Source organism: Candidatus Karelsulcia muelleri PSPU (assembly GCF_000829155.1).
Lineage (GTDB): Bacteria > Bacteroidota > Bacteroidia > Flavobacteriales > Blattabacteriaceae > Karelsulcia > Karelsulcia muelleri_A.
In genome coordinates, this window is record NZ_AP013293.1 from 21435 (window position 1) to 46026 (window position 24592).

The following is a 24592-nucleotide window of genomic DNA, read 5'->3' on the forward strand; positions in this document are numbered from 1 at the left end:
TTAATTATTTATTTTTTTATATAATATTGAAATATTATGACCTCCAAATCCAAATGTATTAGATATGCTCATTAAAACATTTTTTTTTTGTGCTTTATTTAAAGTTAAATTAATTTTAATATCTATTTTATCATCATAATTTTTATGGTTAATAGTAGGTGGAATTATATTATATTTCATACTTAAAATAGATGCTATTGATTCTATCGCACATGACGCTCCAAGTAAATGACCAGTCATAGATTTAGTAGAACTAATATTAATATTATATATTTTTTTTCCAAAAACTTTTTTTATAGCTTTTATTTCAGTAATATCTCCTTTTATAGTAGAAGTTCCATGTGTATTAATATAATCTATTTTATTTTTACTAATATTTGCACTTTTTATAGCTAAATTCATAGCTTGAATTATTCCAAATCCATTTGGATCTGGTGATGTTATATGGTATGCATCTGAAGACATTCCCACCCCACCTATTTCAGCATATATTTTAGTTCCTCTAGATACGGCATGATTATATTCTTCAAGAATAAGACATCCAGATCCTTCTCCTAAAACAAATCCATCTCTATCTCTTTCAAATGGCCTAGAAGCAGTTTTATAATTAAAATTATTTGTAGATAAAGCATTTAATGCATTAAAACCACCTATTACAGTTTGTGTAATAGCTGCTTCTGATCCTCCCGTAATTATAATATCGGCTTTATCTAAACATATTAAATGATACGCATCAATTATTGCATTAGCTGATGAAGCACAAGAAGAAACTGTTGAATAATTAGGACCCAATATTCCATATTTAATAGATATTAATCCTCCAATAGTATCTATTAAAATTTTAGGTATAAAAAAAGTATTAAAACGTGTTTTTTTTTTATTATTTGCATAATTAAATACTTCATTTTCAAAATTTGATATTCCTCCTAGTCCAGATCCCCAAACAACTCCAATTCTATCTTTTTTTTCTTTTTTTAAAATTAATCCACTATCAAATATAGCTTCTTCACACGCTATTAATCCATATTGAGCACAAGGATCTAATTTTTTTTTTTCTTTTATAGAAAAAAAATTATCAGGATCAAATTTTTTAATTTGACATGCAAATTTTGTTTTAAAATACTTAGTATTAAAATAACTAATAGGAGTAGATCCACTTATTCCATTTATTAATGAATCCCAATATTCTTTAATATTATTACCAATAGGAGTTATTGCCCCAATTCCAGTTATTACAACTTTTTTATTCATATTAATTATCTTCTTTTTTAGAAGAAATATATTTTTTTATATATTTATTTGCATCATCTACAGTAATAATTTTTTCAGCTATATCATCAGATATAATTATATCAAATTTTTTTTCAAATTCCATAATTAGTTCTACTTCATCTAATGAATCAGCCCCCAAATCATTTAGAAAACTAGCTTCAGGAATAACTTTTTTTTCATCTACCCCTAATTTTTCTATTATAATAAATTTTATTTTTGAAAAAATATCATCCATAAATGTATAATTATATTAATATAGTTAATCTATTATTATTTATGTTTAAATAACCATAATTTATTTTAATTTTTATAATTGTTGTATTATCAATATATGATATATTTACATCATTATTATGATATAATTTTTTATCAATAAAAAAACTACTATAAATTTTTAGTATACCATATGATATCATTGATATCATTGAACAATGATTATTTAATATTTCAAATTTACCTTCTTCATAAGGTAAAAATACGGCGTATCCTTCTATATCAAAAAGTGTTGTTTCTTTTTTTAAAATTAATATTTTCATGTATAATAAATAAACATTACAATTTTTTTTTTGAAGAATCAATTACTTCATTTATTGTTCCTTTTAAGTTAAAATGAACTTCTGCTATATTATCAAGTTGGCCATCTAAAATAAGATTAAATCCTTCTATTGTATCTTTTATATTTACTAATTTTCCAGTAATACCTGTAAATTGTTCAGCAACATGAAATGGTTGAGATAAAAATCTTTGTACACGTCTAGCTCTATGAACAATAATTTTATCTTCTTCAGATAATTCTTCTATTCCTAATATAGCTATTATATCTTGCAATTCTTGATAACGCTGAAGTATTTGTTTTACACGTTGTGCACATAAATAATGATCATTACCTATAAATTCTTTAGATAATATACGTGATGTAGAAGATAATGGATCTACAGCTGGATATATACCTAAAGATGATATTTTTCTTGATAAAACAGTTGTAGCATCTAAATGAGAAAAAGTAGTTGCTGGGGCTGGATCACTCAAATCATCTGCAGGAATATAAACAGCTTGTATAGATGTTATAGATCCATTTTTAGTAGATGTTATTCGTTCTTGCATAGTACCCATTTCAGATGCTAAAGTAGGTTGATATCCCACAGCTGAAGGCATTCTACCTAATAATGCAGATAACTCAGATCCTGCTTGAGTAAAACGAAATATATTATCTATAAAAAATAGAACATCTCTTCCTTTACCATAATCTCTATAATATTCAGCTAATGTTAATCCAGATAATACTACTCTTGCTCTTGCTCCAGGTGGTTCATTCATTTGGCCAAAGACAAATGTTGCTTTAGATTTTTTTAATTCTTTTTTATCAACTTTAGAGAGATCCCATTTGCCCTTTTTCATATCTTCTAAAAAAGAAGAACCATATTTTATTATTCCAGAAGAAATCATTTCTCTTAAAAGATCATTTCCTTCCCTAGTTCTTTCTCCTACACCTGCGAAAACAGATAATCCTCCATATCCTTTAGCAATATTATTAATTAACTCTTGGATTAAAACCGTTTTTCCAACACCAGCACCACCAAATAAACCTATTTTTCCACCTTTTATATAAGGTTCTACTAAATCAATTACCTTTATACCTGTATATAATATATTAATATTTGTTGATAATTCTTCAAATTTTGGTGGATTTTTATGAATAGAAATTTTTTTAGACTTATTTAAGTCACCTAAACCATCTATAGTATTACCTACAACATTAAATACCCTTCCATTTATTTCTTCACCTATTGGCATACTAATAGGACTTCCTATAGAAAAAACATCTTGTCCCCTTTTTAAGCCATCAGTTATATCCATAGATATACAACGTACCGTACATTCTCCAATATGCTGTTGTACCTCAAGTATAATTTTATTTCCTTTATGATTAAAAACTTCTAAAGAATCATATATCATAGGTAATGATGAAACATTTTTAAATGAAACATCAATTACTGGACCTATAATCTGTAGAATTTTTCCTTTTACTTTGTAAATAGACATTTTTTAAGTATAAATAAATAACGTTTTACTAAATTTAATATAATTAAAATTATATAAATATGTTTTTAAAAAAAAAATTAGGTCAATTTTTTTTACATGATAAAAATATTGCTAAAAAAATAGTAAATAGTATTTCTTTTAAAGAATCAAAAAATATTGTAGAAATTGGCCCAGGAATGGGTATATTAACACAATATTTATTATTAAATAATAAAAATTTATTTCTTATAGAAATAGATAAAAAATATGTTTCATATCTTAAAATGAAATATCCTATTATAAAAAATAATATTTTTCATAAAAATTTTTTAAATTGGAAACCAAAGGATTTTTTTTTATATTCTTTTACATTAATTGGAAATTTTCCATATAATATATCATCACAAATATTGTTTTTTATAATTAAATATCGTGAATATATACCAGAATGTATAGGAATGTTTCAAAAAGAAGTTGCTGATCGTATTACCTCTAAACATATGAATAAAAACTATGGTAAATTATCTGTAATAATGCAAACATTCTATAAAATAGAATACTTATTTACAGTTAATAATACGGTATTTATACCTAAACCTAAGGTAAAATCGGCTGTTGTAAGAATGTTAAAAAAAACAAACAATATTAATATTAAAATTTTTTTTAAAATAGTTAAAACTGCTTTTCTTTATAGAAGAAAAAAATTATATAATTCATTAAAAATATTATCGTTATCTCCTGATTTTTATAAAAATCCTATTTTGAAAAAAAGAGTTGAACAATTATCTGTAAATGATTTTATTTTACTTACAAAGTATGCTAGCAATTTTTTAAAATAAAAAAAAGCTTTTTTTTATTTTTAAAAAAATGTATATTTATATAATAAATCGCGGGGTGGAGCAGTTGGTAGCTCGTCGGGCTCATAACCCGAAGGCCACAGGTTCGAGTCCTGTCTCCGCTACTTTATAATCTGTTAATACTTCATTAGGTAATAATTTTTTTTTTATATTCCCGTAGGGGGGGTAACAATATTTTTAGGTTTTATATTAAAACTAGCTATAGGCAGACTACATTTCATTCTAGAACAATTAGATATATTCTTGCGAATTAAAATTTAATAAAGTCTGATAATATTTAAATTATTAATAAATAATATTTAAATGTTAAAAAAACTATTTATACACGTGTCTGGTTATGTTTAAAGAATATAAAAATCTAGAAATAGATAAGATAACAAATGAAATAAGATGTTTTTGGGAAAAAAATAAAATTTTTGAAAAAAGTATTATTTATAGAAATAATAAAAAATTATATGTCTTCTATGAAGGTCCTCCTTCTGCTAACGGCTCCCCTGGAATACATCATATTCTATCTAGAACAATAAAAGATATATTTTGTAGATATAATACTTTAAAAGGGCAAAAAGTAACTCGTAAAGCAGGTTGGGATACACATGGATTACCAGTGGAATTAGTTGTAGAAACAAAATTAGGTATTACTAAAAAGGATATAGGTAAAAAAATAAGTATATATACATTTAATAAAAAATGTAAGGAAGCTGTAATGCGTTATTCTAACGAATGGAATAAATTAAGTAAACATCTTGGTTATTGGATTTATTTAGATAAACCATACTTTACATTTAAAACTAAATATATAGAAACTATTTGGTGGTTATTAAAAAATATTTATAAAAAAAAAATTTTATATAAAGGATATAAAATACAACCTTATTCTCCTGCTGCAGGTACAGGATTAAGTTCACATGAACTAAATATTCCAGGGGCTTATAAAAAAAAATCAGATTTAACAATAATAGTTCAATTTAAATCAAAAAAAAATACACTTCCCAAAAAATTAAAAAAAATAAATGGAGATATATATTTATTATCATGGACAACAACCCCATGGACTTTACCTTCTAATACTGCATTAACAGTAGGAATAAATATAGATTATGTAGTAATATCTACATATAATCCTTACTCTTTTTCAAAAATAAATATAATTTTAGCTAAAAAATTAATTAAAAAAGTTTTATACAAAAATTTTTTCCCTGTAAGTAATGAAAAAGAATTAAAAGAAATAAAACAAAATAAAATTCCATATTTAGTTTTAAATGTATTTAAAGGAGAAACACTTATTGGAAGTTGTTATGAACAATTAATTGATTGGTTTTTACCATATAAAAATAAAGAAAAAGCATTTAAAATTATATCCGGTAATATTGTAAATAAAAAAATTGGAACTGGAATAGTTCATATTTCCCCTACATTTGGAGAAGAAGATTTTTTTTTATCTAAAAAAAATGGTATTCCTCCAATGTTAATTTTAGATAAAAATAAAATTCCTATACCATTAGTAGATATGGAAGGAAAATTTATAAAAGAAACCCCTTATGGATTTAGTGGAAAATTTGTAAAAAATGAATATTATAGTTATGATAAACGTCCTGATAAATCAGTTGATTTGGAAATAGCTTTATTTTTAAAAAAACTAAATAAAGTATTTAAAATCGAAAAATATATTCATTCTTATCCTCATTGTTGGCGTACACAAAAACCGATATTATATTATCCTTTGGATTCTTGGTTTATTAAAACAACTTCTTTAAAAAAAGAAATGTTATATTTAAACCAATTTATAAATTGGAAACCCAAATCAACAGGTAAAAAAAAATTTGGATATTGGTTAGAAAATATAACTGATTGGAATTTATCGCGTTCTAGATTTTGGGGAATACCTTTACCTATCTGGCGTACAAAAAAAGGAGATGAAGAAATAGTTATAGGATCTATAGAAGAATTAATAAATGAAATAGAGAAATCTGTTAAAGAAGGTTTTATGAGTTACAATCCTTTTAAAAATTTTATTATAGGAAATATGTCAGAAAAAAATTATAATAGTATAGATTTGCATAAACATAATTTAGATAATATAATATTATTATCTAAATATAAAAAACCTATGATTAGAGAATCTGATATTATCGATGTTTGGTTTGATTCAGGTGCTATGCCATATGCACAATTACATTATCCTTTTGAAAATCAATTTTTAATTGATAAAAAAAAATTTTTTCCTGCTGATTTTATTTGTGAAGGTGTTGATCAAACAAGAGGATGGTTTTTTACATTACATACAATATCTTGTATATTATTTAATTCAATTTCATTTAAAAATGTTATATCTAATGGATTAGTTTTAGATAAAACAGGTAAAAAAATGTCTAAAAGTAGAGGAAATACTATAAATCCTTTTGAAATTATAAAAAAATATGGTCCTGATACTATTAGATGGTATTTTATATCAAATTCTTCCCCATGGGGGAATATTAAATTTAATATAGAAAAAATAGAAAACATAAAAAAAAAATTGTTTGGAACATTATATAATGTTTATTCTTTTTTTGCAATCTATGCTAATATAGATAATTTTAAATATAAAGAAAAAGAAATAAAATTAAAAAATAGGCCAACTATTGATAAATGGATATTATCAGAATTGAATACACTTATAAAAAAAACATATAATAATTATAATAATTATGAACCTACAAAAGTAGCACGTAAAATTGAAGTCTTTGTAATAGATAATTTAAGTAATTGGTATATTCGTTTATCTAGAAGAAGATTTTGGAAAGGAAATTATACAAATAATAAAATTTCTGCATATCAAACTTTGTATACTTGTTTATTAACAATATATAAAATATCATCTCCTATCGCTCCATTTTTTATGGATAATTTTTATAAAAATTTAAAAAATACTTTAGAGCCTTTTGAAAGTGTACATTTATCATATTATCCTAAATATAATATTTCTACTATAGATAAAAATTTAGAATTAAAAATGAGTATAGCTAAAGATATAACATCAATGATTTTTTCATTAAGAAAAAAAGAAAAAATAAAAGTTAGACAACCTTTAAAAAGAGCCTTGATATTAATCAATAATTTTCCCCCAAAAAAAAATTTTATTATAAATATAATAAAAAAAGAAGTTAATATAAAACATATTAAATTTTTATCAAATAAAAAAATGTATAATTTTACAAAAAAAACAATTAAAATAAATTATAAATTACTTGGACCTAAATTTGGTAAAAATATAAATTTAATTAATTCATTAATAAGTAAATTAAATAAAAAAGAAATAAAAAATATAGAAAATGTTTATTTTTTTATAATAAAAATACATGATCATAAAATATGTCTTTCTAAAAAAGATGTATATATATTAACAGAATATATGCAAGGTTGGAGCGCTATTTGTTATAATGGAATTACTGTAGCATTAGATACTAATATATCAGAAGATCTGAAAAAAGAAGGATTATCTAGAGAATTAATAAATAAAATTCAAAATATAAGAAAATATTATAAATATAAAATTACAGATAAAATTTTATTATATATAGAAACTTCTAAGTTTTTAGAAAAAATAATAAAAAATAATAAAAAACATATTTGTGAAGAAACACTTACTTCAGAATTAATTTTAATTAAAAATTTAAAATATGGAATATTTTTATATATTGAAAATAAGAAATTTAAAATTTTCTTAAAAAGAAACCTCTAAATATTGATTAAATATTATTTAATTACATTAAATTTAATAATTTTAGATCAATTTTTAAAAATTTATGTTAAAACACATTTTAAATTAGGACAGAGTATAAAAATATTTAAATGGTTTAAATTTTTTTTTATAGAAAATCCTGGTATAGCATATGGTTTTAATTTGAGATTTGGATATCTAGAAAAAATAATTATTAGTATAATTAAAACAATAATAATTGTTATTTTTTTTTATTTTTTTTTAAAAAAAAATAATAAAACATCTTTTTTTTTTAAAATATCAATATGTTTATTATTTGCTGGTTCTATTAGTAATTTATTAGATTGTTTTTTTTATGGTATTTTTTTTAATAAAGGAGTCTTCTTTAAGAATAATACTTGGACAGGTTATGAAGGAATTTCTAAATTTTTTTTAAAAAAAGGATATTCTTTTTTTATGTGTGGTTGTGTTGTAGATATGTTATATTTTCCATTTTTTAAATTAATAATTAATAAAAATTATGAATTAATAATTTTTAATATTATATTTAACATAGCTGATATTTGTCTAAGTCTAGGAGTCATAATATTTTTTTTATGCTCCCCAGGCTGGATTCGAACCAGCGACACCCTGATTAACAGTCAGGTGCTCTAACCAAACTGAGCTACTGAGGAATTATATAAATATATAATTTATTTTTTATTTTTAAAAATATATTTTAAAAATATATTTTAAAATTTTAAAATTGAAATAAAAGCAGATTGAGGTATATCTACCCAACCAATTGTTCTCATTTTTTTTTTACCCTTTTTTTGTTTTTCTAATAATTTACGTTTTCTAGTAACATCTCCTCCATAACATTTAGAAATAACATTTTTACGAAGTGATCTAATGGTTTCTCTAGAAATAATTTTTTTACCTATAGCTGCTTGAATAGGTATTTCAAATTGTTGTTTTGGAATTATTTTACTAAGGTTGTTACATATTTTTTTTCCTATTGAAAAAGAATTTTTTATATGTACTAATGTTGATAAAGCATCTACAATTTTTCCATTTATTAAAATATCAATTTTAACCATATCTGATTTTCTATACTCTAAATGAGTATAATCAAAAGAAGCATAACCCTTAGATAGGGTTTTTAATTTATCATAAAAATCAAAAATAATCTCAGAAAGAGGTAATTCAAAAATAAGTTCCACTCTATTATTAGTGATATATGATTGATTTTTTATTACTCCTCTTTTTTCAATACATAATTGCATTATTCCCCCTATGTATTTAGCAATAGTTATTATATAAGCTTTTATATAAGGTTCTTCAATTTTTTCTAATTGATTTTTATCAGGTAAATCATAAGGATTATTAATTAATAATGGATTTTTTGAACTCTTTTTTAAATAAGCATTATAATGTACATTTGGAAGAGTAGTAATAACATCTATATTATATTCACGTTCAAGTCTTTCTTTCATTATTTCCATATGTAGCATACCTAAAAAACCACATCTAAAACCAGTTCCTAGCGCATAGGATGTTTCTGGTGTAAATGATAAAGAAGAATCATTTAAATGTAATTTTGCTATAGCAATTCTTAATTCTTTATATTTTTCATTTTCTCTAGGATATATTCCTGCAAATAACATTGGTTTTACTTCTTTAAATCCTCCTATAGGTTTTTTTGCTGGATTTTTAACTTCTGTTAATGTATCTCCTACTTTTACTTCAGAAGGATTTTTTATTCCAGCAATTAAATAACCTACATTACCTGCATTAAGCATTTTTTTTTTTATATTTTTTAATTTAAATATTCCAATTTCCTCAACATTATAAACATTATTTGTTGACATAAACTTTATTTTTTGACCTGTTTTTAGAGTACCATTTTTAATACGAAAATATGTTTGTACACCTCTAAATGTATTATATATAGAATCAAATATAATAGCTTGTAAAGGAAGTTTAATATCTCCCTTAGGAGCTGGAATTCTACTAATAATAGAATTTAATATATTTTTTATACCTATTCCTTTTTTAGCACTTGTACAAATTATATCATCTTGATTACATCCTAATAATTCTATTATATCATTTTTTACTAACTCAATATTAGAATTAGGTAAATCTATTTTATTTATAATAGGAATTATAGTAAGGTCTTTTGATAAAGCAAGATATAAATTAGAAATTGTTTGGGATTGTATGCTTTGAGTTGCATCTATTATAAGTAAAGCACCTTCACAAGCTGATATAGACTAGATACTTCATAAGAAAAATCAACATGACCTGGTGTATCAATTAAATTTAGTATATATTTTTTTTCATTATATTCATACTCCATTTGAATTGGATGACTTTTTATTGTAATTCCTCTTTCTCTTTCTAGATCCATACTATCAAGTAATTGATTTTTTTTTTCTTTTATTGATATAGTATTAGTAAATTCTAATAAACGATCAGCTAATGTGCTTTTACCATGATCTATATGAGCAATAATACAAAAATTTCTTATATAATTCATTTAAATTAATTTATTTATTTTTAATGATAAATCTAAAAATACTATTTTAACCATAGCATGATTTTCTATATCGTAAATAGCTTTATTTATTTCCATGCTTATTTTTTCTATATTTTTTGTATTTATATAAATACAAAAATTATACCAATTAAATTTATTATAAGTAATAGGTATTTCTTTTATTAAAAGATTATTATAATTATATATAAAAGCTTTTCTAAAAATTTCTAATAAAAATAGAAAAAATTTTTTTTTTTTTTCTTTACTAAAAAAATTTATTTGATTTGAAAAATCAATTATTTTATTTAAAATAAAAAATTTTTTTTTAAGTAAAAATAAATGCCTTATCCAGGTAACAAAATTAATTTCTAAATATTTTTCTTGTATATTATTTAATTTTTTTAAAGCTTTATTTAAATTTCCTTCTGATTTCGATGCTATCAATTTTGATTGATATCTATCAATATAGAATTTTTTTTCTAAATATATTTTTATATAATTAAAAGAATATTTATTAAAACGTATAATATTAACTCTAGATTTTATAGTTGGTAATATTAAATTGTCATTTACACCAACTAATATAAAAATTGTTTTTTTAGGAGTAAATTCTAAAATTTTTAGTAATTTATTACTTGAATAAAGTGTTAATTGTTCAGGCATCCATAATATTATTATTTTATATTCACTTTCATAACTTTTATAGTTAATTATATTAATAATATTATTTATCTGTTCTTTATGTATTAAACATTGTTTATAATATGATTTTATTAATTTTATCCAATCTGATAAATCTCCGTAAGGTTTTTTTGTTAAAAACAATCTCCATTTAATTAAATAATTATTGTAAATTCCCCCTTTTGGGAAAGGAAATAAAAAATGTAAATCTGGATGTTGAATTTTTTTAAATTTTAACAAACAAGAATTATTATTTTTTTTACATAAAATTTTTTTAGAAAAATTTAAAGCTGTAATTAAATTTCCACAACCTTCAGGACCTAAAAAAAATAAAGCATGAGGTATTTTATTTTTTTTTAATAAATTCATTATTTCACTATTCATAATTATAATAGTATATATTTAATATAAAATATATTTATGCATACATATAAAAAATTAGAACTTATGGCCCCTGTAGGAAGTTTAGAATCTTTAGAAGCCGCTATTAATTCTGGAGCTGATTCTATCTATTTTGGATTAGATCAATTAAATATGCGTGCAAGATCTGCTAAAAATTTTTATATTTCTGATATTCCTTATATAGTAAAAAAATGTAATTATAATAATATTCGTACATATTTAACAATAAATACTATTATATATGATCATGATTTTTTTTTAATAAAAAAAATAGCAAATAATGCTAAAAAATTTGGAATAGATGCAATTATAGCAATGGATCAATCAATAATTAATTATGCTAAATCAATTGATCTAAAAGTACACATATCTACACAATTAAATATAACAAATATTGAAAGTATTAAATTTTATTCTTTTTTTTCTGATACTATAGTATTAAGTCGTGAATTAAGTTTAATACAAATTAAAAATATTATTTCTAATATAAAAAAGAAAAATATAATAGGTCCATCAGGAAATTTAATTAAAATAGAAATATTTTGTCATGGAGCATTATGTATGGCAATTTCAGGAAAATGTTATTTAAGTTTACATTCATATAACTCTTCTGCAAATAGAGGATCATGTAAACAAAATTGTAGAAAAAAATATACATTAATAGATAAAGATAATGGATTTTCTATAGATGTTGATAATGAATATTTGATGTCATCAAAAGATTTATGTACAATAAATTTTTTAGATAAAATTATAGATACTGGAATTAGTTTATTAAAAATAGAAGGTAGAGCGCGTTCTCCTGAATATGTTGCAAATACTACCTCATGTTATAGAGAAGCTATAGATTATATATTAAACAATAAAAAAATTACAAAATCTAAAATTAATTTTTGGGTTAAAAAATTAAATAGTGTTTATAATAGAGGATTTTATAGTGGTTACTATTTAGGAAAAACAATTAAAGAATGGTCTAATAAAGGAGATTACTTTTATACTAATAAAAAAATTTATTTAGGAAAAGTAAAAAAATTTTATAAAAAATCTATGATAGGGGAATTTATAATAGAATCATTTAATTTAAAATTAAATGATAATATTTATATTATAGGTACTAATACTGGATTAAAAAAAACTAATGTAAAATCATTAATGGTAAATGATATAAAAACTAATTTAGCATTAAAAGGAGATATTTGTACTTTTCCTATTAATTTTAATATTAAATTATCAGATAAATTATATAAAATAATTGAAAATTAATGTTTATAATAAGCTTTCAAAGGAAAAAATGTATAGGTTGTAATTATTGTATAGAATCTTCTCCATTACATTTTAAAATGTCTAAGACAGATGGAAAATCATTTTTATTAAATTCTATTAAAAAAAAAAATTTTTATATTTTAAAAACAAATAATTATTTTACATATTTAAAATGTAAAATAGCTTCTACAATATGTCCTGTTAATATAATTAAATTAATTATAAAATAATTAAATTATTTTATATTTATTGTTTTATTAAACAACAAATTTTTGTTATTACTTTTTTTATCTAAACAAAAATATCCAATTCGTTGAAATTGAAATTTATTTTTAATAGTAGCTGTTCTTAATGCAGGTTCTGCATATGCAATTTTAGTTTTAAAAGAATCATTATTAATAAAATTAATAAAATTATTATTTTTTAATATATCAGGATTTTTTTCTATAAAAATATTTTTATATATATTTATTCTAATTTTAATAAAAAATTTTTTAGAGACCCAATGTAATGTAGATTTTATTTTTCTTTTACTTGAAGTACCAGTTTTAGATAAACTATTTTTATCATAAGTACAATATATACTTTTAATATTCCCATCTAAATTACGATATACATTATGAGCTTTTAATATATAAGCATTTTTTAAACGTACTTCTTTACCTAAAGATAATCTGAAAAAATTTTTTTTTATTTTTTCCATAAAATCGTTATTTTCTATATATAGATATTTTGAAAAAGGTATTTTTCTATAAGTTTTTTTTATATCTTCAGGATTATTTTCAGAATTTAACCATTCTACTTTATCAGATGGATAATTTTCAATTATAATTAATATTGGATTAAATACAACCATTACTCTAGATGAAATTTTATTTAAATGTTTTCTAATACTAAATTCTAAAAGAGATATATCAATATTATTGATACGTTTTGATATACCAATATTTTTAATAAAATTATTTATTGATTCTGGAGTATAACCTCTTCTTCTAAGTCCTGAGATAGTTGGCATTCTTGGATCATCCCATCCATTTACAATATTTTTTTTTACTAAAATTTGTAATTTTCTTTTACTTAAAATATTATAATTTAAATTTAATCTAGAAAATTCATATTGTTTAGGAATTAACTTTTTTTTTTTTATATTATTTAAATACCAATTATATAATGGTTTATGATTTTCAAATTCAAAAGAACATAAAGAATGTGATATATTTTCTATATAATCTGATTGACCATGTGTCCAATCATAAGTAGGATATATACACCATTTATTATTTGTTCTATAATGTAATTTTTTTTTTATTATACGATACATTATAGGATCTCTAAGATTCATATTTGGTGATTTCATATCTATTTTAGCACGTAAAACACAATCACCGTCATAAAAATATCCATTTTTCATTTTTTTAAATAAAAAAATATTTTCTTTTATTGATCTATTTCGATAGGGACTATCTATACCATATTCAAAAGTATTTTTTCTTTGTTCTTGTATTTTTTTTTTTTTTTGATCATCTACATAAGCTTTTCCATTTTTTATAATGTGTTTAGCAAAATAATAAAGTTTATAAAAATAATTAGAAGCATAAGTTTCTTTTTTACATTTAAAACCTAACCAACAAATATCTATTTTAATAGAATCAATAAATTTTTTTTCTTCTTCTATTGGATTAGTATCATCAAATCTTAAAATTACTGAAGTTTTATATTTTTTTGCTAATTTAAAATTTAAATAAATAGATTTAGCATGCCCAATATGTAAATAACCATTAGGTTCTGGTGGAAATCTAAAAAGTAATTTTTTTATAGGAAATCCTAATTCTAAATCTTTTTTTATAATTTTTTCTAAAAAATTAATTTTTTTCATATTTTTTTTCTTAAAAAAAGAATTAATATACTTATATCTGAAGGAGATACACCACTTATTCTAGATGCTTCTCCAATAGAATTAGGTTTATAATTTATTAATTTTTCCATAGCTTCTATTGATATTGATTTAACTTTATTATAATTAAAATTATTTGGTATACGTATGTTTTCTAATCTTAACATTTTTTTTACATTTTCTTCTTCTTTTAGTAAATATCCTTTATATTTAATTAAAATAGATATTTGTTCTAAAATTTTTTTATTTATATTATTTTTTTTTATAAAATCTTTTATTAAAGAATATTTTATTATATCATTTATATAAATTTCTGGTCTAGATAATAAATCACATATTTTAATATTTTCTTTTTTAGATAAAAAATTATTTGCTATAATATAATTTATTTTTTTTTTTTTAAAAAAAAATAAACATTTTTTTATTTTTTTTCTTTTTTTTTCTAATTTTTTAATTCTATCAAAACTAACTAATCCTAGTTTTTCTCCAATATTAGTTAATCTTTCATCTGCATTATCTTGTCTTAATAAGATTCTATATTCAGCTCTTGAAGTAAACATTCTATATGGTTCTTCTGTTCCTTTATAAATTAAATCATCAATAAGTACACCTATATAAGCTTCATTACGTTTTATAATAAATGGTTTTTTTTCATTAATTTTTAAATTAGCATTTATTCCCGCTATTAATCCTTGTGCTGCTGCTTCTTCATATCCTGTTGTTCCATTTATTTGACCAGCAAAAAAAAGATTTTCAATTAATTTTGTTTCTAAATTATTTTTTAATTGTGTAGGAGGAAAATAATCATATTCTATGGCATATCCTGGTCTAATCATTTTGGCCTTTTCAAAACCAGGAATTGTAATTAATGCCTTATATTGAATTTTTTCTGGCATAGAAGTAGAAAATCCATTAATATAGACTTCTCTAGTGTTAACTCCTTCTGGTTCTACAAATATTTGGTGATTTTCTTTATTAGAAAATCTATAAATTTTTTCTTCAATAGATGGACAATATCTAGGACCTACACATTTAATATTGCCATTAAAAAGAGGAGATTTATTAAATTTTTCACGTAATAATTTGTGAGTTTTTACATTTGTATATGTAATATAACATTTTTTTTTATTTTTTATATTTAATTTACTTAAATAAGAAAAAGGTTCTATAGGAGAATCTCCTAATTGTTCAATCATTTTAGAATAATTTAATGAATTACCATCTAATCTAGGAGAGGTTCCAGTTTTCATTTTTCCTGATAAAAATCCCATTTTTTTTAATTTTTCTGTTAATCCTTTTACAGAATTTTCTGAAATTCTTCCACCATTATTTTTTTTATTTCCTATATGAATAATCCCATTTAAAAATGTTCCATTTGTAAGTATTACTGATTTACTTTTAATAAAAATTCCAAAAATTGTTTTTACTCCAATTACTTTATAATTTTTAATTATTAAATCTATCACTGTATCTTGATACAAATCTAAATTTACATTTTTTTCTAAAGTTAAACGCCATTCTTTAGAAAATTTGAATCTATCACATTGAGCTCTTGGACTCCACATTGCAGGACCTTTAGATTTATTTAACATTCTAAATTGAATTATACTTTTATCGGTTATTATTCCTGAATAACCTCCTAATGCATCAATTTCTTTAATAATTTGTCCTTTTGCAATTCCTCCCATTGCGGGATTACAGGACATTTGTCCTATATTATATAAATTGGTTGTAATTAATAAGGTTCTTGATCCAAGATTAGAAGCCGCTAAAGCGGCCTCTGATCCAGAATGACCACCACCTACTACAATTACATCATATTGATTAACAAACATATTTTTTATTAAAAATAAATATATAAAAATTTTCTTTTTTATACATTATTTTTTTTTCAAATTTATTTTTATCTTTATATCCTATTAAATGGAAACAAGCATGTATCATTACACGTTTTAATTCATTAAAAAATAATTTTTTAAATTTAAAAGAATTATATTTAATTCTTTTTATACTAATAAATATATCTCCATATAAATTTTTATTTTCATAATTTACAAAAGTAATAACATCTGTATAATAATTTTTATTAAGATATTTTTTATTAATATTAATTAAATAATTATCATCACAAAAAATAAAATTTAATTCTTTAATATTTTTTTTTTCTTTACTTACAACAAAAAAAATAAATTTTGAAAAAAAAATTTCATTATATAAATGAAATATTGTTTCATAATAATAATTTATCATATTATGTTATATATTGTTCCTACCCCTATAGGAAATTTAGAAGATATAACTTTTAGAGCAATTCGTATTCTTAAAAAAGTAGATTTTATTTTAACAGAAAATACTATTAATTCTAAAAAATTATTAAATTTTTATAATATAAATAATAATTTAAAATCATATCATTCATATAATGAATATAAAATTATATTAAATATAATTTTATTTTTAAAAAAAGGAAATCATATAGCTTTAATTGCTGATGCAGGTACACCAATTATATCTGATCCAGGATTTTTATTAGTAAGACATTGTATAAAAAATAATATAAAAGTTTCTTGTATTCCAGGAGCTACTGCTTTTATACCAGCATTAATAAATTCAGGTTTTAATATAAATGAATTTACATTTATTGGTTTTTTACCGCATAAACAATTTAAAAAAAAAAAAATAAAAATTCTTTGTAAAGAGAATAGAACCATTATTATTTATGAAAGTCCTTATAGGATTTTAAATACTTTATATATAATAAAAAAATATATAGGAAATATAAATAAAAAAATCTCTCTTTGTAGAGAAATTTCTAAAAAATTTGAAGAAACTATTATAGGAAATATAAATGATATAATTTTTTATTTTGAAAATAAAAAACCAAAAGGAGAGTTTGTTCTCTTATTAGAAGGTAAGAAATTAAGTTGTAATAATCCGTTAAATTATTAACAATATATAAACTTATCTAACCTACTATTATTTTTTTTAAAAAAAAATCCTTTACATAAAAAATGAGGCACTGAGCGGATTTGAACCGCTGTAAGAGGTTTTGCAGACCTTTGCCTTGCCACTCGGCCACAGTGCCAAATTAAAAATTTTAACAAAAGTAGTATAAAATATACTATTAATTTTTAAAATTATTTATAATATAATAAATTTTTTTTTTAAAATTACTTATATTAATAGTAATTAAATTAAATATTTTTTTTTATGAAAAAAAAATATTTTTTATTTTCAATGAAAAAGAGTTTTAACCTTTCAAAGGAAATAGCTCATTATTATGGAAATATAATATATAGTAAAAAATTTTCTGAATCTGTTAGAGGATATAGTATTTTTTTAATTGGATCTATATTACATCATATAGATGATGTAAATGAATTATTATTTATGTGTAATGAAGCATTCCGTGTAGGAGTAAAAAATATAATTTTAATTATTCCATTTTTTAAATTAAATATAAAAAATGATTTTTGTTTTATAAAACATTTATTTAGCCATTTAATGGCTTTTCCTTTAATAAAAAAAATTATTACAATGGATTTAAATTTAATGCGATATATTTTTAATATAAAATATATAGATTATTCTATAATTTTAAAAAAATATTTAAAAAAAAAAAAGTTAGATAATATATCAATAGCTTATAATTATAATATAGGAGTTGATAGAGCAAATATATATGCTAAATTTTTAAAAACTGATATCGTTTTTTGTTTTAAAAAAAAAAATAAACTTATGAATAATATAAAATATGAAAATATAAAAAATAAAAATCTATTTATAATAGATAATTTATTATTTACAGCAAATACTCTTTTAATGGTAACAAATATGTTTAAAAACCAAGGTGCTAAAAGTATAAGAGCTATTGTGACTCATCCAGTTTTATCAGAAAATGCATATAAAAATATAGAAAAATCTTTTTTAGAAGAACTTATAGTAAGTAATACAATGGAAATAGATAATAAAAAATTATTAACTAAAATTAGTATTTTAACTTGTGCAAACATTTTTGCAGAATTTATGCATTTTATAACAAAAAAATAATATATTTAAATGAATTGTATAAATATTCAAGGAAAAAAAAGAAAAGAAATAAAAAAAAAATATAATAGTGAATTAAGAAATTATGGTTATATACCTTGTATAATATATAGTAAAAATAAAAATATAAAATTTTATTTATTATTATCAATATTAAAAAAAATAATTTTAACTTATAAAGTATATAAAGTAATTTTATCAATTAAAAATGAAAATAAAATAGAAGCTATTTTAAAAGAAATACAATTTAATCCAATAAATGATGAAATTATACATGTAGATTTTTTTGAATTAAAAAAAGATAAATATATTATTATTTCAATTCCTATAATATCTGTAGGTCATTCTTTAGGAGTTTCTAAAGGAGGGGAATATAAATTATTTTTAAATAAAATTAAAATTAAAATAATTACTGATGATATATTAGATCATATAGATCTAAATATTAATAATTTAGATATAGGAGATAGTTTATATATAAAAAATATATATAATCCTAAGTATATTATACTTCATAATAGTAATGAAGTAATAGCGTCAATAAAATCGTCTAGAACTTATATAAAAGAAGTACATGAAAAATAAAAATATATATAAAAAACGTTATACTGTAACCGCAGCATTACCATATGCTAATGGACCAATACACATTGGTCATTTATCAGGAGTTTATTTACCAGCAGATATATTTGTGCGTTATCTTAAATATAATGGTAAAAAAGTTATTTTTATTTCTGGAACAGATGAACATGGTGTACCTATAACAATAAAAGCAAAAGAAGAAGGTTTAACTAAAAAAAAAATAGTAGATAAATATCATATATTAATAAAAAAATCATTAAAAAAAATCGGTATATTATTTGATAATTTTTCACGTACTACATCTAAAATACATTATAAAACATCTATATCTTTTTTTAAAAAACTTTATAAAAAAAAAAAAATTCTTGAAAGAGAAACTGAACATTATTATGATAATAAAGTCAATAAATTTTTACCTGATAGATATATATTAGGAATATGTCCTAAATGTAATTATAATATAGCATATGGTGATCAATGTGAAAAATGTGGATTTTCCATTTCTCCTGAAGAATTAATAAAACCTTATTCTTATTTTACTGGAGTAAAACCAATTTTAAAAAAAACTAAACATTGGTATTTACCATTAAATAAATATCAAAATTTTTTAGAAAAATGTATAAAAAATAAAAAAAAAATTAAAAAAAATGTTTATGGACAAATAAAATCATTGCTTAATGAAGGATTAAAAACTCGTGCGATTACAAGAGATTTAAATTGGGGGATACCTATACCAATTCCTAATAATATTGGAAAAGTTTTATATGTATGGTTTGAAGCTCCTATAGGATATATTTCCTCTACTATAGAATGGAGTTTAAAAAAAGGGAAAAAATGGGAAAAATATTGGAAATATACAAATACTGCTATTATTAATTTTATAGGAAAAGATAATATTATATTCCATTGTATAATATTTCCTATTATGCTTAAAATTCATGGTAATTATATCTTACCAGATAATGTTCCTGCTAATGAATTTCTTAATATTGAAAATAAAAAAATATCTACTTCTAAAAAGTGGGCTGTATGGTTACATGAATATTTAGAAGATTTTCCAAATAAAGAAGATGTTTTAAGATATGTACTTATTTCTAATATGCCTGAAACAAAAGATACTAATTTTAGTTGGAAAGATTTTAAACAAAAAAATAATTCAGAATTAGTTTCAATTTTAGGAAATTTTGTTAATAGAGTAGTTGTTCTTACAAAGAGATATTTTAATGGAAAAGTGCCTTATTCAGATAAATTATATAAAAAAGATTTATATATATTAGATAATATAAAAAAAAGTACTTTAAAAATAGGATTTTTTATAGAAAAATATAATTTTAAATATGCTCTTATTAAATTTATGAATTTAGCACGTTTAGGTAATAAATATTTAACTTTAGAAGAACCATGGAAAAAATTTAAATTAAATAAAAAAAGAGTTAAAACTATTATATATATATCTTTACAAATAATAGGTGCATTAGGATATTTATCAAATCCTTTTTTACCTTTTACATCTAAAAAAATTTTAAAAATGTTAAATTTAAAAAAAAAAAAATGGAATTTTATACTAAAAAGTAATGAAATTGTAAAACCTGGATTAAAATTATTAGAATTTAATTTTTTATTTAAAAAAATAAAAAAATTAATTAAAAATTATGAATAAACTTCTTTTTTTTAAGTAAAAAAGATATAGTATATTAGTATTTAATATAAATAAAAAATAATTATTATTTATCTCATTTTTCTTAGAGATTTAGTAATTATATAATTTTTTTTATAAAAAGTGAAATAAAAGATGCCAAAATTAAATATAAAAAAATATAAGTCTTTTTTTTTAGAGAGTTTTTTAGTATTTACTATAGGTTCTAAATTAGCCAATTTAAGAATTTCTGAATTATTAATAATTAAAAAAAAAATAATAAATCTTATATATTTTCTAGATAAACATTTAATGTTTTATTATTTCGATAAGAATTCTTCTATAATTAAGAATTATATATTAATAATAATTATTTTTCTTTTTCTTAAAAGATTGAGAAAAATAAATGTAATAAAATTTTTTTTATAAAAGTATTAGTTTTTAGGGTCGGGTAGGGTAGGGTAATATTATTAAATTACTTACTAATAGTTTTTTTTATTAAAAACTTTAAAATAAGAGGTAAATTTTATAATAATAAATAAATTTAAAGACATATTATATGATAAAAGTTATATGATATTATATATTAATTGGGATCCAATTAAATTAATAAATATATGTGGTTATAATATATATACATATAGTATACTATTTATAGTATGTTTTTTTTTTGGAGTAAAAAAAATATTTTTAATTTTTAAAAAAAATGAATTAGGATTAAAAAAAATAGATTATTTTATATTATATAGTCAAATAGGTTTTCTGCTTGGAGCAAGAATATTTCATATAATATTTTATAATTTTTTTTTTTTTAAAAAAAACATAATTGAAGCTATTTTTCCAATTCATAAGAAAATAAATTCTTATTTTTTTTTTTTTATAAAAAATTATAAATTTATAGGATATCAAGGATTATCTAGTCATGGGGCCGCTATAGGTTTATTAATATCAATATTAATATATAATAAATTTTTTTTTAAAAAAAAAAAAAATTGGCTTTGTGATAAAATTTGTCTTATTTTTACTTTAAGTAGTTCCTTAATAAGGATAGGCAATTTATTTAATTCTGAAATTTTAGGAAAAAAATGCAATATAATTTTTTCTATATATTTTATACAAATACATTATGATAAGATTTTTCATATAAAAAGACATCCTTCTCAATTATATGAATCTATTTTATATTTATTATTATCTAATATAATTATTTTTTTTTTAAAAAAAAAAAAATTTAAAAAAAATTTATTTTTTCTCTGTTTAATTAGATTTATTTTAGAATTTTTAAAAGAACCTCAAAAAAATGAATATTTTACAATAAAAATTTTTAATACAGGACAATTATTAAGTATTCCTTTTATAATTATTGGATTTTATTTATTAAATAATAAAAATATTAAAAATTTTTATTATACGTTTTATAGATTCTTTTTTTCCTATTATTGATATAATTAAAAATATATCTAATCCTTTTAAGGATCCTACCATAGATAAACGTAAAAGCTGTAGAATATAATTTTTATTTATATTTTTATAAAAAATACATTTATTAATTTTTTTTTTTATATTTAAAAAATCAAATTTTTTTACATATAAAAGTAAATTTTTAATTTGATGTAAATGTTTAATACTATTATTAGTATGTATTTTTGTTATACAAAACAAATCATATTTTATTTTTTTTTTAAAAAAAAAAATTGTGTTATCAACAATTTCATGTAAAAATGAAAATTTTTTTCTAAAAATATTTAAAATTAAATAAATTAAATTATTTTTAATATAAATTATATTACGTTTTTTTAATTCTTTTTTAAAAAAAAAAAAAATATCTTTAGATGATTTTAATTGTAAATATTTATTATTAAACCAATTTGTTTTTTTATAATTAAATTTAGCCGAAGATTTATTAATCTTTTTAAGATCAAAAATTGATATTAATTCTTTTAAAGAAAAAATTTCTTTTGAACCTCCAGGATTCCAACCTAATAAAACTAACATATTTATAAAAGCTTCATAAGAATAACCTAATTCTCTATACCCTTTAGTTTTTTTCCATTTTAATGGAAAAATTGGAAAAATATATTTATTTATATTTCTTTTACTAATTTTTCCTTTTCCTATTGGATTTAATATTAATGGTAAATGTAAAAAATATGGAGGATCCCAATCAAAAGATTTATATAAAAGTAAATTTATTGGCATAGATGGTAACCATTCTTCACCTTTTATAACATGAGAAATGTTCATTAAATGATCATCAATTACATTAGCTAAATGGTATGTAGGAGTTTCATCAGATTTAAATAAAATTTTATCATCTAATGATTTATAATTTATATAAATTTTACCTCTAATAAGATCTAATATTTCTATATTAGAATATTTTGGTATTTTATATCTTATAACATAAGGTATTCCTTTATTTATTTTGTAAAAAGTTTCTTCATTAGAAAGATTTAACGAATTATCTAATTTTTTTCTATTAGAATAATTATATAAAAAAAAATCTCCATTTTTTTTATAATCATTTCTTAATTTTTCTAATTTTTTTTTTTTATCAAAAGCATAATAAGCAAAATTATTATTTAATAAATATTTTATATATTTTTTATATATTTTATTTCTTTCTGATTGACTATAAGGTCCATAATATCCTTTAATTGTTGGACCTTCATCAGTCTTAATTCCACACCATTTAAGAGATTCAATTATATAATTTTCAGCACCAAACATCAATCTTGATTGATCTGTATCTTCTATTCTTAATAGAAATTTTCCATTATTTTTTTTAGCAAATAAATAATTATATAAAGCTGTTCTAATGCTTCCTATATGAAGTGGTCCAGTTGGACTAGGAGCAAAACGAACTCTAATTTTTTTCATAGTTTTTTTTTAAAAAGACTTAAATTCCTCCAACTATTTCAAGAATTTCTTTTGTAATTTTTTCTTTTCTTAATTTATTATAAAAAAATAATAATTCATTTTTTATTTTAATTCCATTATCTTTTGCTTTATGCATTGCTATCATTCTTGATAAATGTTCTGAAGTTATTGATTCTAAAATAGAATTATATATTTTTATTTTTAATATTTTAGGAATTAAAAATTTTAATATTTTTTTTTTATAAGGTTCAAAAATATAATTGAGATTATATATTTTTTTTTTTTTAAAAGGTAAAATTTTTTTAATTGAAATTAATTTATAATTATTATATATAATTTTTATTTCACTAAAAAAACCTTTTAAAAATTTCTTATAAAAAATGTTTACTATTGTAGATAAATTTTCTTCATTAAGATTATCAATTAATTTATTATTATATAAAAAAATTTGATATTTTTTTTCTAAATATTTTTTTCCAATTTTTCCTATTGGAAATAGATATATATTTTCTTTAAAATATTTTTTTTTAATTAATTTTTCTATTGTTTTTAACAAAAAATTATTAAAAGATCCACAAAGACCACGATTTGATGTTATTATTATTAATAGTATATTTTTTTTATTTTTTTTTATTTTTATTTTTTTTTTATTTATTAAAATAAAATAAAATTTTTCTATTTTTTTTTTATATAATTTTAAATTGATAATTTTATTTTTAAATTTTTTTAATTTTACAGACGAAACCATTTTCATGGCATTTGTCATTTTTATAATAGAACTTACTGTTTTAACTCTACTTATTATTTCTTTTAAATTAGACATAATAAAAAA

The 24592-nt window shown here is 20.0% G+C and carries 19 protein-coding genes, 3 tRNA genes and 2 pseudogenes; 11 read left to right on the forward strand and 13 right to left on the reverse strand.

Annotated elements, in window-relative coordinates; genetic code table 11:
• Genes fabF through atpD form a run of 4 tightly spaced genes read right to left on the reverse strand, consistent with a single transcriptional unit; the run spans position 1 to position 3315 of the window.
• Positions 1-1251 carry a beta-ketoacyl-ACP synthase II gene (gene fabF, locus SMPSPU_RS00080; RefSeq protein WP_041093689.1) on the reverse strand — a complete coding sequence of 417 codons (1251 nt, stop codon included), beginning with the start codon at positions 1249-1251 and terminating at the stop codon, positions 1-3.
• 1 nt (position 1252) lies between these two features.
• Positions 1253-1507 carry an acyl carrier protein gene (locus SMPSPU_RS00085; protein WP_041093691.1) on the reverse strand — a complete coding sequence of 85 codons (255 nt, stop codon included), beginning with the start codon at positions 1505-1507 and terminating at the stop codon, positions 1253-1255.
• A 10-nt stretch (positions 1508-1517) separates the two neighbouring features.
• A complete protein-coding gene (locus SMPSPU_RS00090; protein WP_041094115.1) occupies positions 1518-1808 on the reverse strand; it encodes an ATP synthase F1 subunit epsilon in 291 nt (96 codons plus the stop codon).
• 16 nt (positions 1809-1824) lie between these two features.
• On the reverse strand, positions 1825-3315 hold the full coding sequence (gene atpD / locus SMPSPU_RS00095) for a F0F1 ATP synthase subunit beta (RefSeq protein WP_041093693.1): 1491 nt from the start codon (positions 3313-3315) through the stop codon (positions 1825-1827).
• 59 nt (positions 3316-3374) lie between these two features.
• On the opposite strand from atpD, the gene rsmA reads away from it, so the two are divergent.
• The 4 genes and pseudogenes from rsmA to SMPSPU_RS01555 form a co-directional block, all read left to right on the forward strand.
• The gene (gene rsmA / locus SMPSPU_RS00100) at positions 3375-4133 is read left to right on the forward strand and encodes a 16S rRNA (adenine(1518)-N(6)/adenine(1519)-N(6))-dimethyltransferase RsmA (protein ID WP_041093695.1); all 759 of its coding nucleotides are present in this window, start codon (positions 3375-3377) and stop codon (positions 4131-4133) included.
• A 49-nt stretch (positions 4134-4182) separates the two neighbouring features.
• Positions 4183-4255: transfer RNA gene (locus SMPSPU_RS00105), tRNA-Met, on the forward strand.
• Between the two features lie 233 nt (positions 4256-4488).
• Entirely contained in the window at positions 4489-7875 is a 3387-nt protein-coding gene (gene ileS, locus SMPSPU_RS00110) for an isoleucine--tRNA ligase (RefSeq protein WP_041093697.1), read from the forward strand.
• A gap of 3 nt (positions 7876-7878) precedes the next feature.
• A pseudogene (locus tag SMPSPU_RS01555) lies at positions 7879-8391 on the forward strand (signal peptidase II); the annotation flags it as partial.
• Between the two features lie 62 nt (positions 8392-8453).
• Here the strand turns inward: SMPSPU_RS01555 and SMPSPU_RS00115 are convergent.
• The 3 genes and pseudogenes from SMPSPU_RS00115 to SMPSPU_RS00125 form a co-directional block, all read right to left on the reverse strand.
• Positions 8454-8528: transfer RNA gene (locus SMPSPU_RS00115), tRNA-Asn, on the reverse strand.
• Positions 8529-8585: 57 nt separating this feature from the next.
• Positions 8586-10375, reverse strand: a pseudogene (lepA, locus tag SMPSPU_RS00120) (translation elongation factor 4).
• The gene (locus tag SMPSPU_RS00125; protein WP_041093699.1) at positions 10376-11440 is read right to left on the reverse strand and encodes a DNA polymerase III subunit delta'; all 1065 of its coding nucleotides are present in this window, start codon (positions 11438-11440) and stop codon (positions 10376-10378) included.
• Positions 11441-11476: 36 nt separating this feature from the next.
• Between SMPSPU_RS00125 and SMPSPU_RS00130 the strand changes: the two genes are divergently transcribed.
• Together SMPSPU_RS00130 and SMPSPU_RS00135 are read left to right on the forward strand one after the other, a co-directional pair.
• Positions 11477-12721 carry a peptidase U32 family protein gene (locus SMPSPU_RS00130; RefSeq protein WP_041093701.1) on the forward strand — a complete coding sequence of 415 codons (1245 nt, stop codon included), beginning with the start codon at positions 11477-11479 and terminating at the stop codon, positions 12719-12721.
• On the forward strand, positions 12721-12951 hold the full coding sequence (locus SMPSPU_RS00135) for a ferredoxin (RefSeq protein ID WP_041093703.1): 231 nt from the start codon (positions 12721-12723) through the stop codon (positions 12949-12951). The genes SMPSPU_RS00130 and SMPSPU_RS00135 overlap by 1 nt, the downstream gene beginning before the upstream one ends.
• 5 nt (positions 12952-12956) lie before the next feature.
• Here the strand turns inward: SMPSPU_RS00135 and glnS are convergent, their stop codons facing one another.
• The 3 genes from glnS to ybeY are packed head-to-tail and all read right to left on the reverse strand — an operon-like array spanning position 12957 to position 16865.
• Entirely contained in the window at positions 12957-14597 is a 1641-nt protein-coding gene (glnS, locus tag SMPSPU_RS00140) for a glutamine--tRNA ligase (RefSeq protein WP_041093705.1), read from the reverse strand.
• On the reverse strand, positions 14594-16450 hold the full coding sequence (mnmG, locus tag SMPSPU_RS00145) for a tRNA uridine-5-carboxymethylaminomethyl(34) synthesis enzyme MnmG (protein ID WP_041093707.1): 1857 nt from the start codon (positions 16448-16450) through the stop codon (positions 14594-14596). Before mnmG ends, glnS begins: the two co-directional genes overlap by 4 nt.
• On the reverse strand, positions 16440-16865 hold the full coding sequence (ybeY, locus tag SMPSPU_RS00150; RefSeq protein WP_041093709.1) for an rRNA maturation RNase YbeY: 426 nt from the start codon (positions 16863-16865) through the stop codon (positions 16440-16442). Before ybeY ends, mnmG begins: the two co-directional genes overlap by 11 nt.
• 3 nt (positions 16866-16868) lie before the next feature.
• Here ybeY and rsmI point away from each other — a divergent pair, with 3 nt between their 5' ends.
• Positions 16869-17564, forward strand: coding sequence for a 16S rRNA (cytidine(1402)-2'-O)-methyltransferase (gene rsmI, locus SMPSPU_RS00155; protein WP_041094116.1), 696 nt, complete (start codon positions 16869-16871; stop codon positions 17562-17564).
• 65 nt (positions 17565-17629) lie between these two features.
• On the opposite strand, the gene SMPSPU_RS00160 is transcribed toward rsmI, so the two are convergent.
• Positions 17630-17700, reverse strand: a tRNA-Cys gene (locus SMPSPU_RS00160).
• Between the two features lie 125 nt (positions 17701-17825).
• Between SMPSPU_RS00160 and SMPSPU_RS00165 the strand changes: the two genes are divergently transcribed.
• The 4 genes from SMPSPU_RS00165 to SMPSPU_RS00185 all read left to right on the forward strand — a co-directional run bounded on the left by SMPSPU_RS00165 (position 17826) and on the right by SMPSPU_RS00185 (position 22323).
• Positions 17826-18665, forward strand: a complete 840-nt coding sequence (locus SMPSPU_RS00165) for a ribose-phosphate pyrophosphokinase-like domain-containing protein (protein WP_041093711.1) — start codon at positions 17826-17828, stop codon at positions 18663-18665.
• A gap of 9 nt (positions 18666-18674) precedes the next feature.
• Entirely contained in the window at positions 18675-19247 is a 573-nt protein-coding gene (locus SMPSPU_RS00170; protein WP_041093713.1) for a 50S ribosomal protein L25, read from the forward strand.
• Positions 19237-20904 carry a methionine--tRNA ligase gene (metG, locus tag SMPSPU_RS00175; RefSeq protein WP_041093715.1) on the forward strand — a complete coding sequence of 556 codons (1668 nt, stop codon included), beginning with the start codon at positions 19237-19239 and terminating at the stop codon, positions 20902-20904. Before SMPSPU_RS00170 ends, metG begins: the two co-directional genes overlap by 11 nt.
• Before the next feature lie 549 nt (positions 20905-21453).
• On the forward strand, positions 21454-22323 hold the full coding sequence (locus tag SMPSPU_RS00185; protein ID WP_041093720.1) for a prolipoprotein diacylglyceryl transferase family protein: 870 nt from the start codon (positions 21454-21456) through the stop codon (positions 22321-22323).
• On the opposite strand, the gene gltX is transcribed toward SMPSPU_RS00185, so the two are convergent.
• On the reverse strand, positions 22258-23760 hold the full coding sequence (gltX, locus tag SMPSPU_RS00190) for a glutamate--tRNA ligase (protein WP_041093722.1): 1503 nt from the start codon (positions 23758-23760) through the stop codon (positions 22258-22260). The two genes, SMPSPU_RS00185 and gltX, sit on opposite strands and share 66 nt — an antisense overlap.
• A gap of 19 nt (positions 23761-23779) precedes the next feature.
• Positions 23780-24583 carry a F0F1 ATP synthase subunit gamma gene (locus SMPSPU_RS00195; RefSeq protein ID WP_041093724.1) on the reverse strand — a complete coding sequence of 268 codons (804 nt, stop codon included), beginning with the start codon at positions 24581-24583 and terminating at the stop codon, positions 23780-23782.
• Positions 24584-24592: the final 9 nt, after the last annotated feature.

Bases quoted from the DNA above. Each gene is read 5' to 3' on its own strand.
- SMPSPU_RS00125 (WP_041093699.1), bottom strand. From the start codon at position 11,440: ATGAATAGTGAAATAATGAATTTATTAAAAAAAAATAAAATACCTCAT.
- SMPSPU_RS00195 (WP_041093724.1), bottom strand. From the start codon at position 24,583: ATGTCTAATTTAAAAGAAATAATAAGTAGAGTTAAAACAGTAAGTTCT.
- rsmA (WP_041093695.1), top strand. From the start codon at position 3,375: ATGTTTTTAAAAAAAAAATTAGGTCAATTTTTTTTACATGATAAAAAT.
- SMPSPU_RS00135 (WP_041093703.1), top strand. From the start codon at position 12,721: ATGTTTATAATAAGCTTTCAAAGGAAAAAATGTATAGGTTGTAATTAT.
- metG (WP_041093715.1), top strand. From the start codon at position 19,237: ATGAAAAATAAAAATATATATAAAAAACGTTATACTGTAACCGCAGCA.
- SMPSPU_RS00130 (WP_041093701.1), top strand. From the start codon at position 11,477: ATGCATACATATAAAAAATTAGAACTTATGGCCCCTGTAGGAAGTTTA.
- ileS (WP_041093697.1), top strand. From the start codon at position 4,489: ATGTTTAAAGAATATAAAAATCTAGAAATAGATAAGATAACAAATGAA.
- fabF (WP_041093689.1), bottom strand. From the start codon at position 1,251: ATGAATAAAAAAGTTGTAATAACTGGAATTGGGGCAATAACTCCTATT.
- rsmI (WP_041094116.1), top strand. From the start codon at position 16,869: ATGTTATATATTGTTCCTACCCCTATAGGAAATTTAGAAGATATAACT.
- SMPSPU_RS00170 (WP_041093713.1), top strand. From the start codon at position 18,675: ATGAATTGTATAAATATTCAAGGAAAAAAAAGAAAAGAAATAAAAAAA.
- ybeY (WP_041093709.1), bottom strand. From the start codon at position 16,865: ATGATAAATTATTATTATGAAACAATATTTCATTTATATAATGAAATT.
- SMPSPU_RS00185 (WP_041093720.1), top strand. From the start codon at position 21,454: ATGATATTATATATTAATTGGGATCCAATTAAATTAATAAATATATGT.
- atpD (WP_041093693.1), bottom strand. From the start codon at position 3,315: ATGTCTATTTACAAAGTAAAAGGAAAAATTCTACAGATTATAGGTCCA.
- mnmG (WP_041093707.1), bottom strand. From the start codon at position 16,450: ATGTTTGTTAATCAATATGATGTAATTGTAGTAGGTGGTGGTCATTCT.
- SMPSPU_RS00085 (WP_041093691.1), bottom strand. From the start codon at position 1,507: ATGGATGATATTTTTTCAAAAATAAAATTTATTATAATAGAAAAATTA.
- SMPSPU_RS00165 (WP_041093711.1), top strand. From the start codon at position 17,826: ATGAAAAAAAAATATTTTTTATTTTCAATGAAAAAGAGTTTTAACCTT.
- gltX (WP_041093722.1), bottom strand. From the start codon at position 23,760: ATGAAAAAAATTAGAGTTCGTTTTGCTCCTAGTCCAACTGGACCACTT.
- SMPSPU_RS00090 (WP_041094115.1), bottom strand. From the start codon at position 1,808: ATGAAAATATTAATTTTAAAAAAAGAAACAACACTTTTTGATATAGAA.
- glnS (WP_041093705.1), bottom strand. From the start codon at position 14,597: ATGAAAAAAATTAATTTTTTAGAAAAAATTATAAAAAAAGATTTAGAA.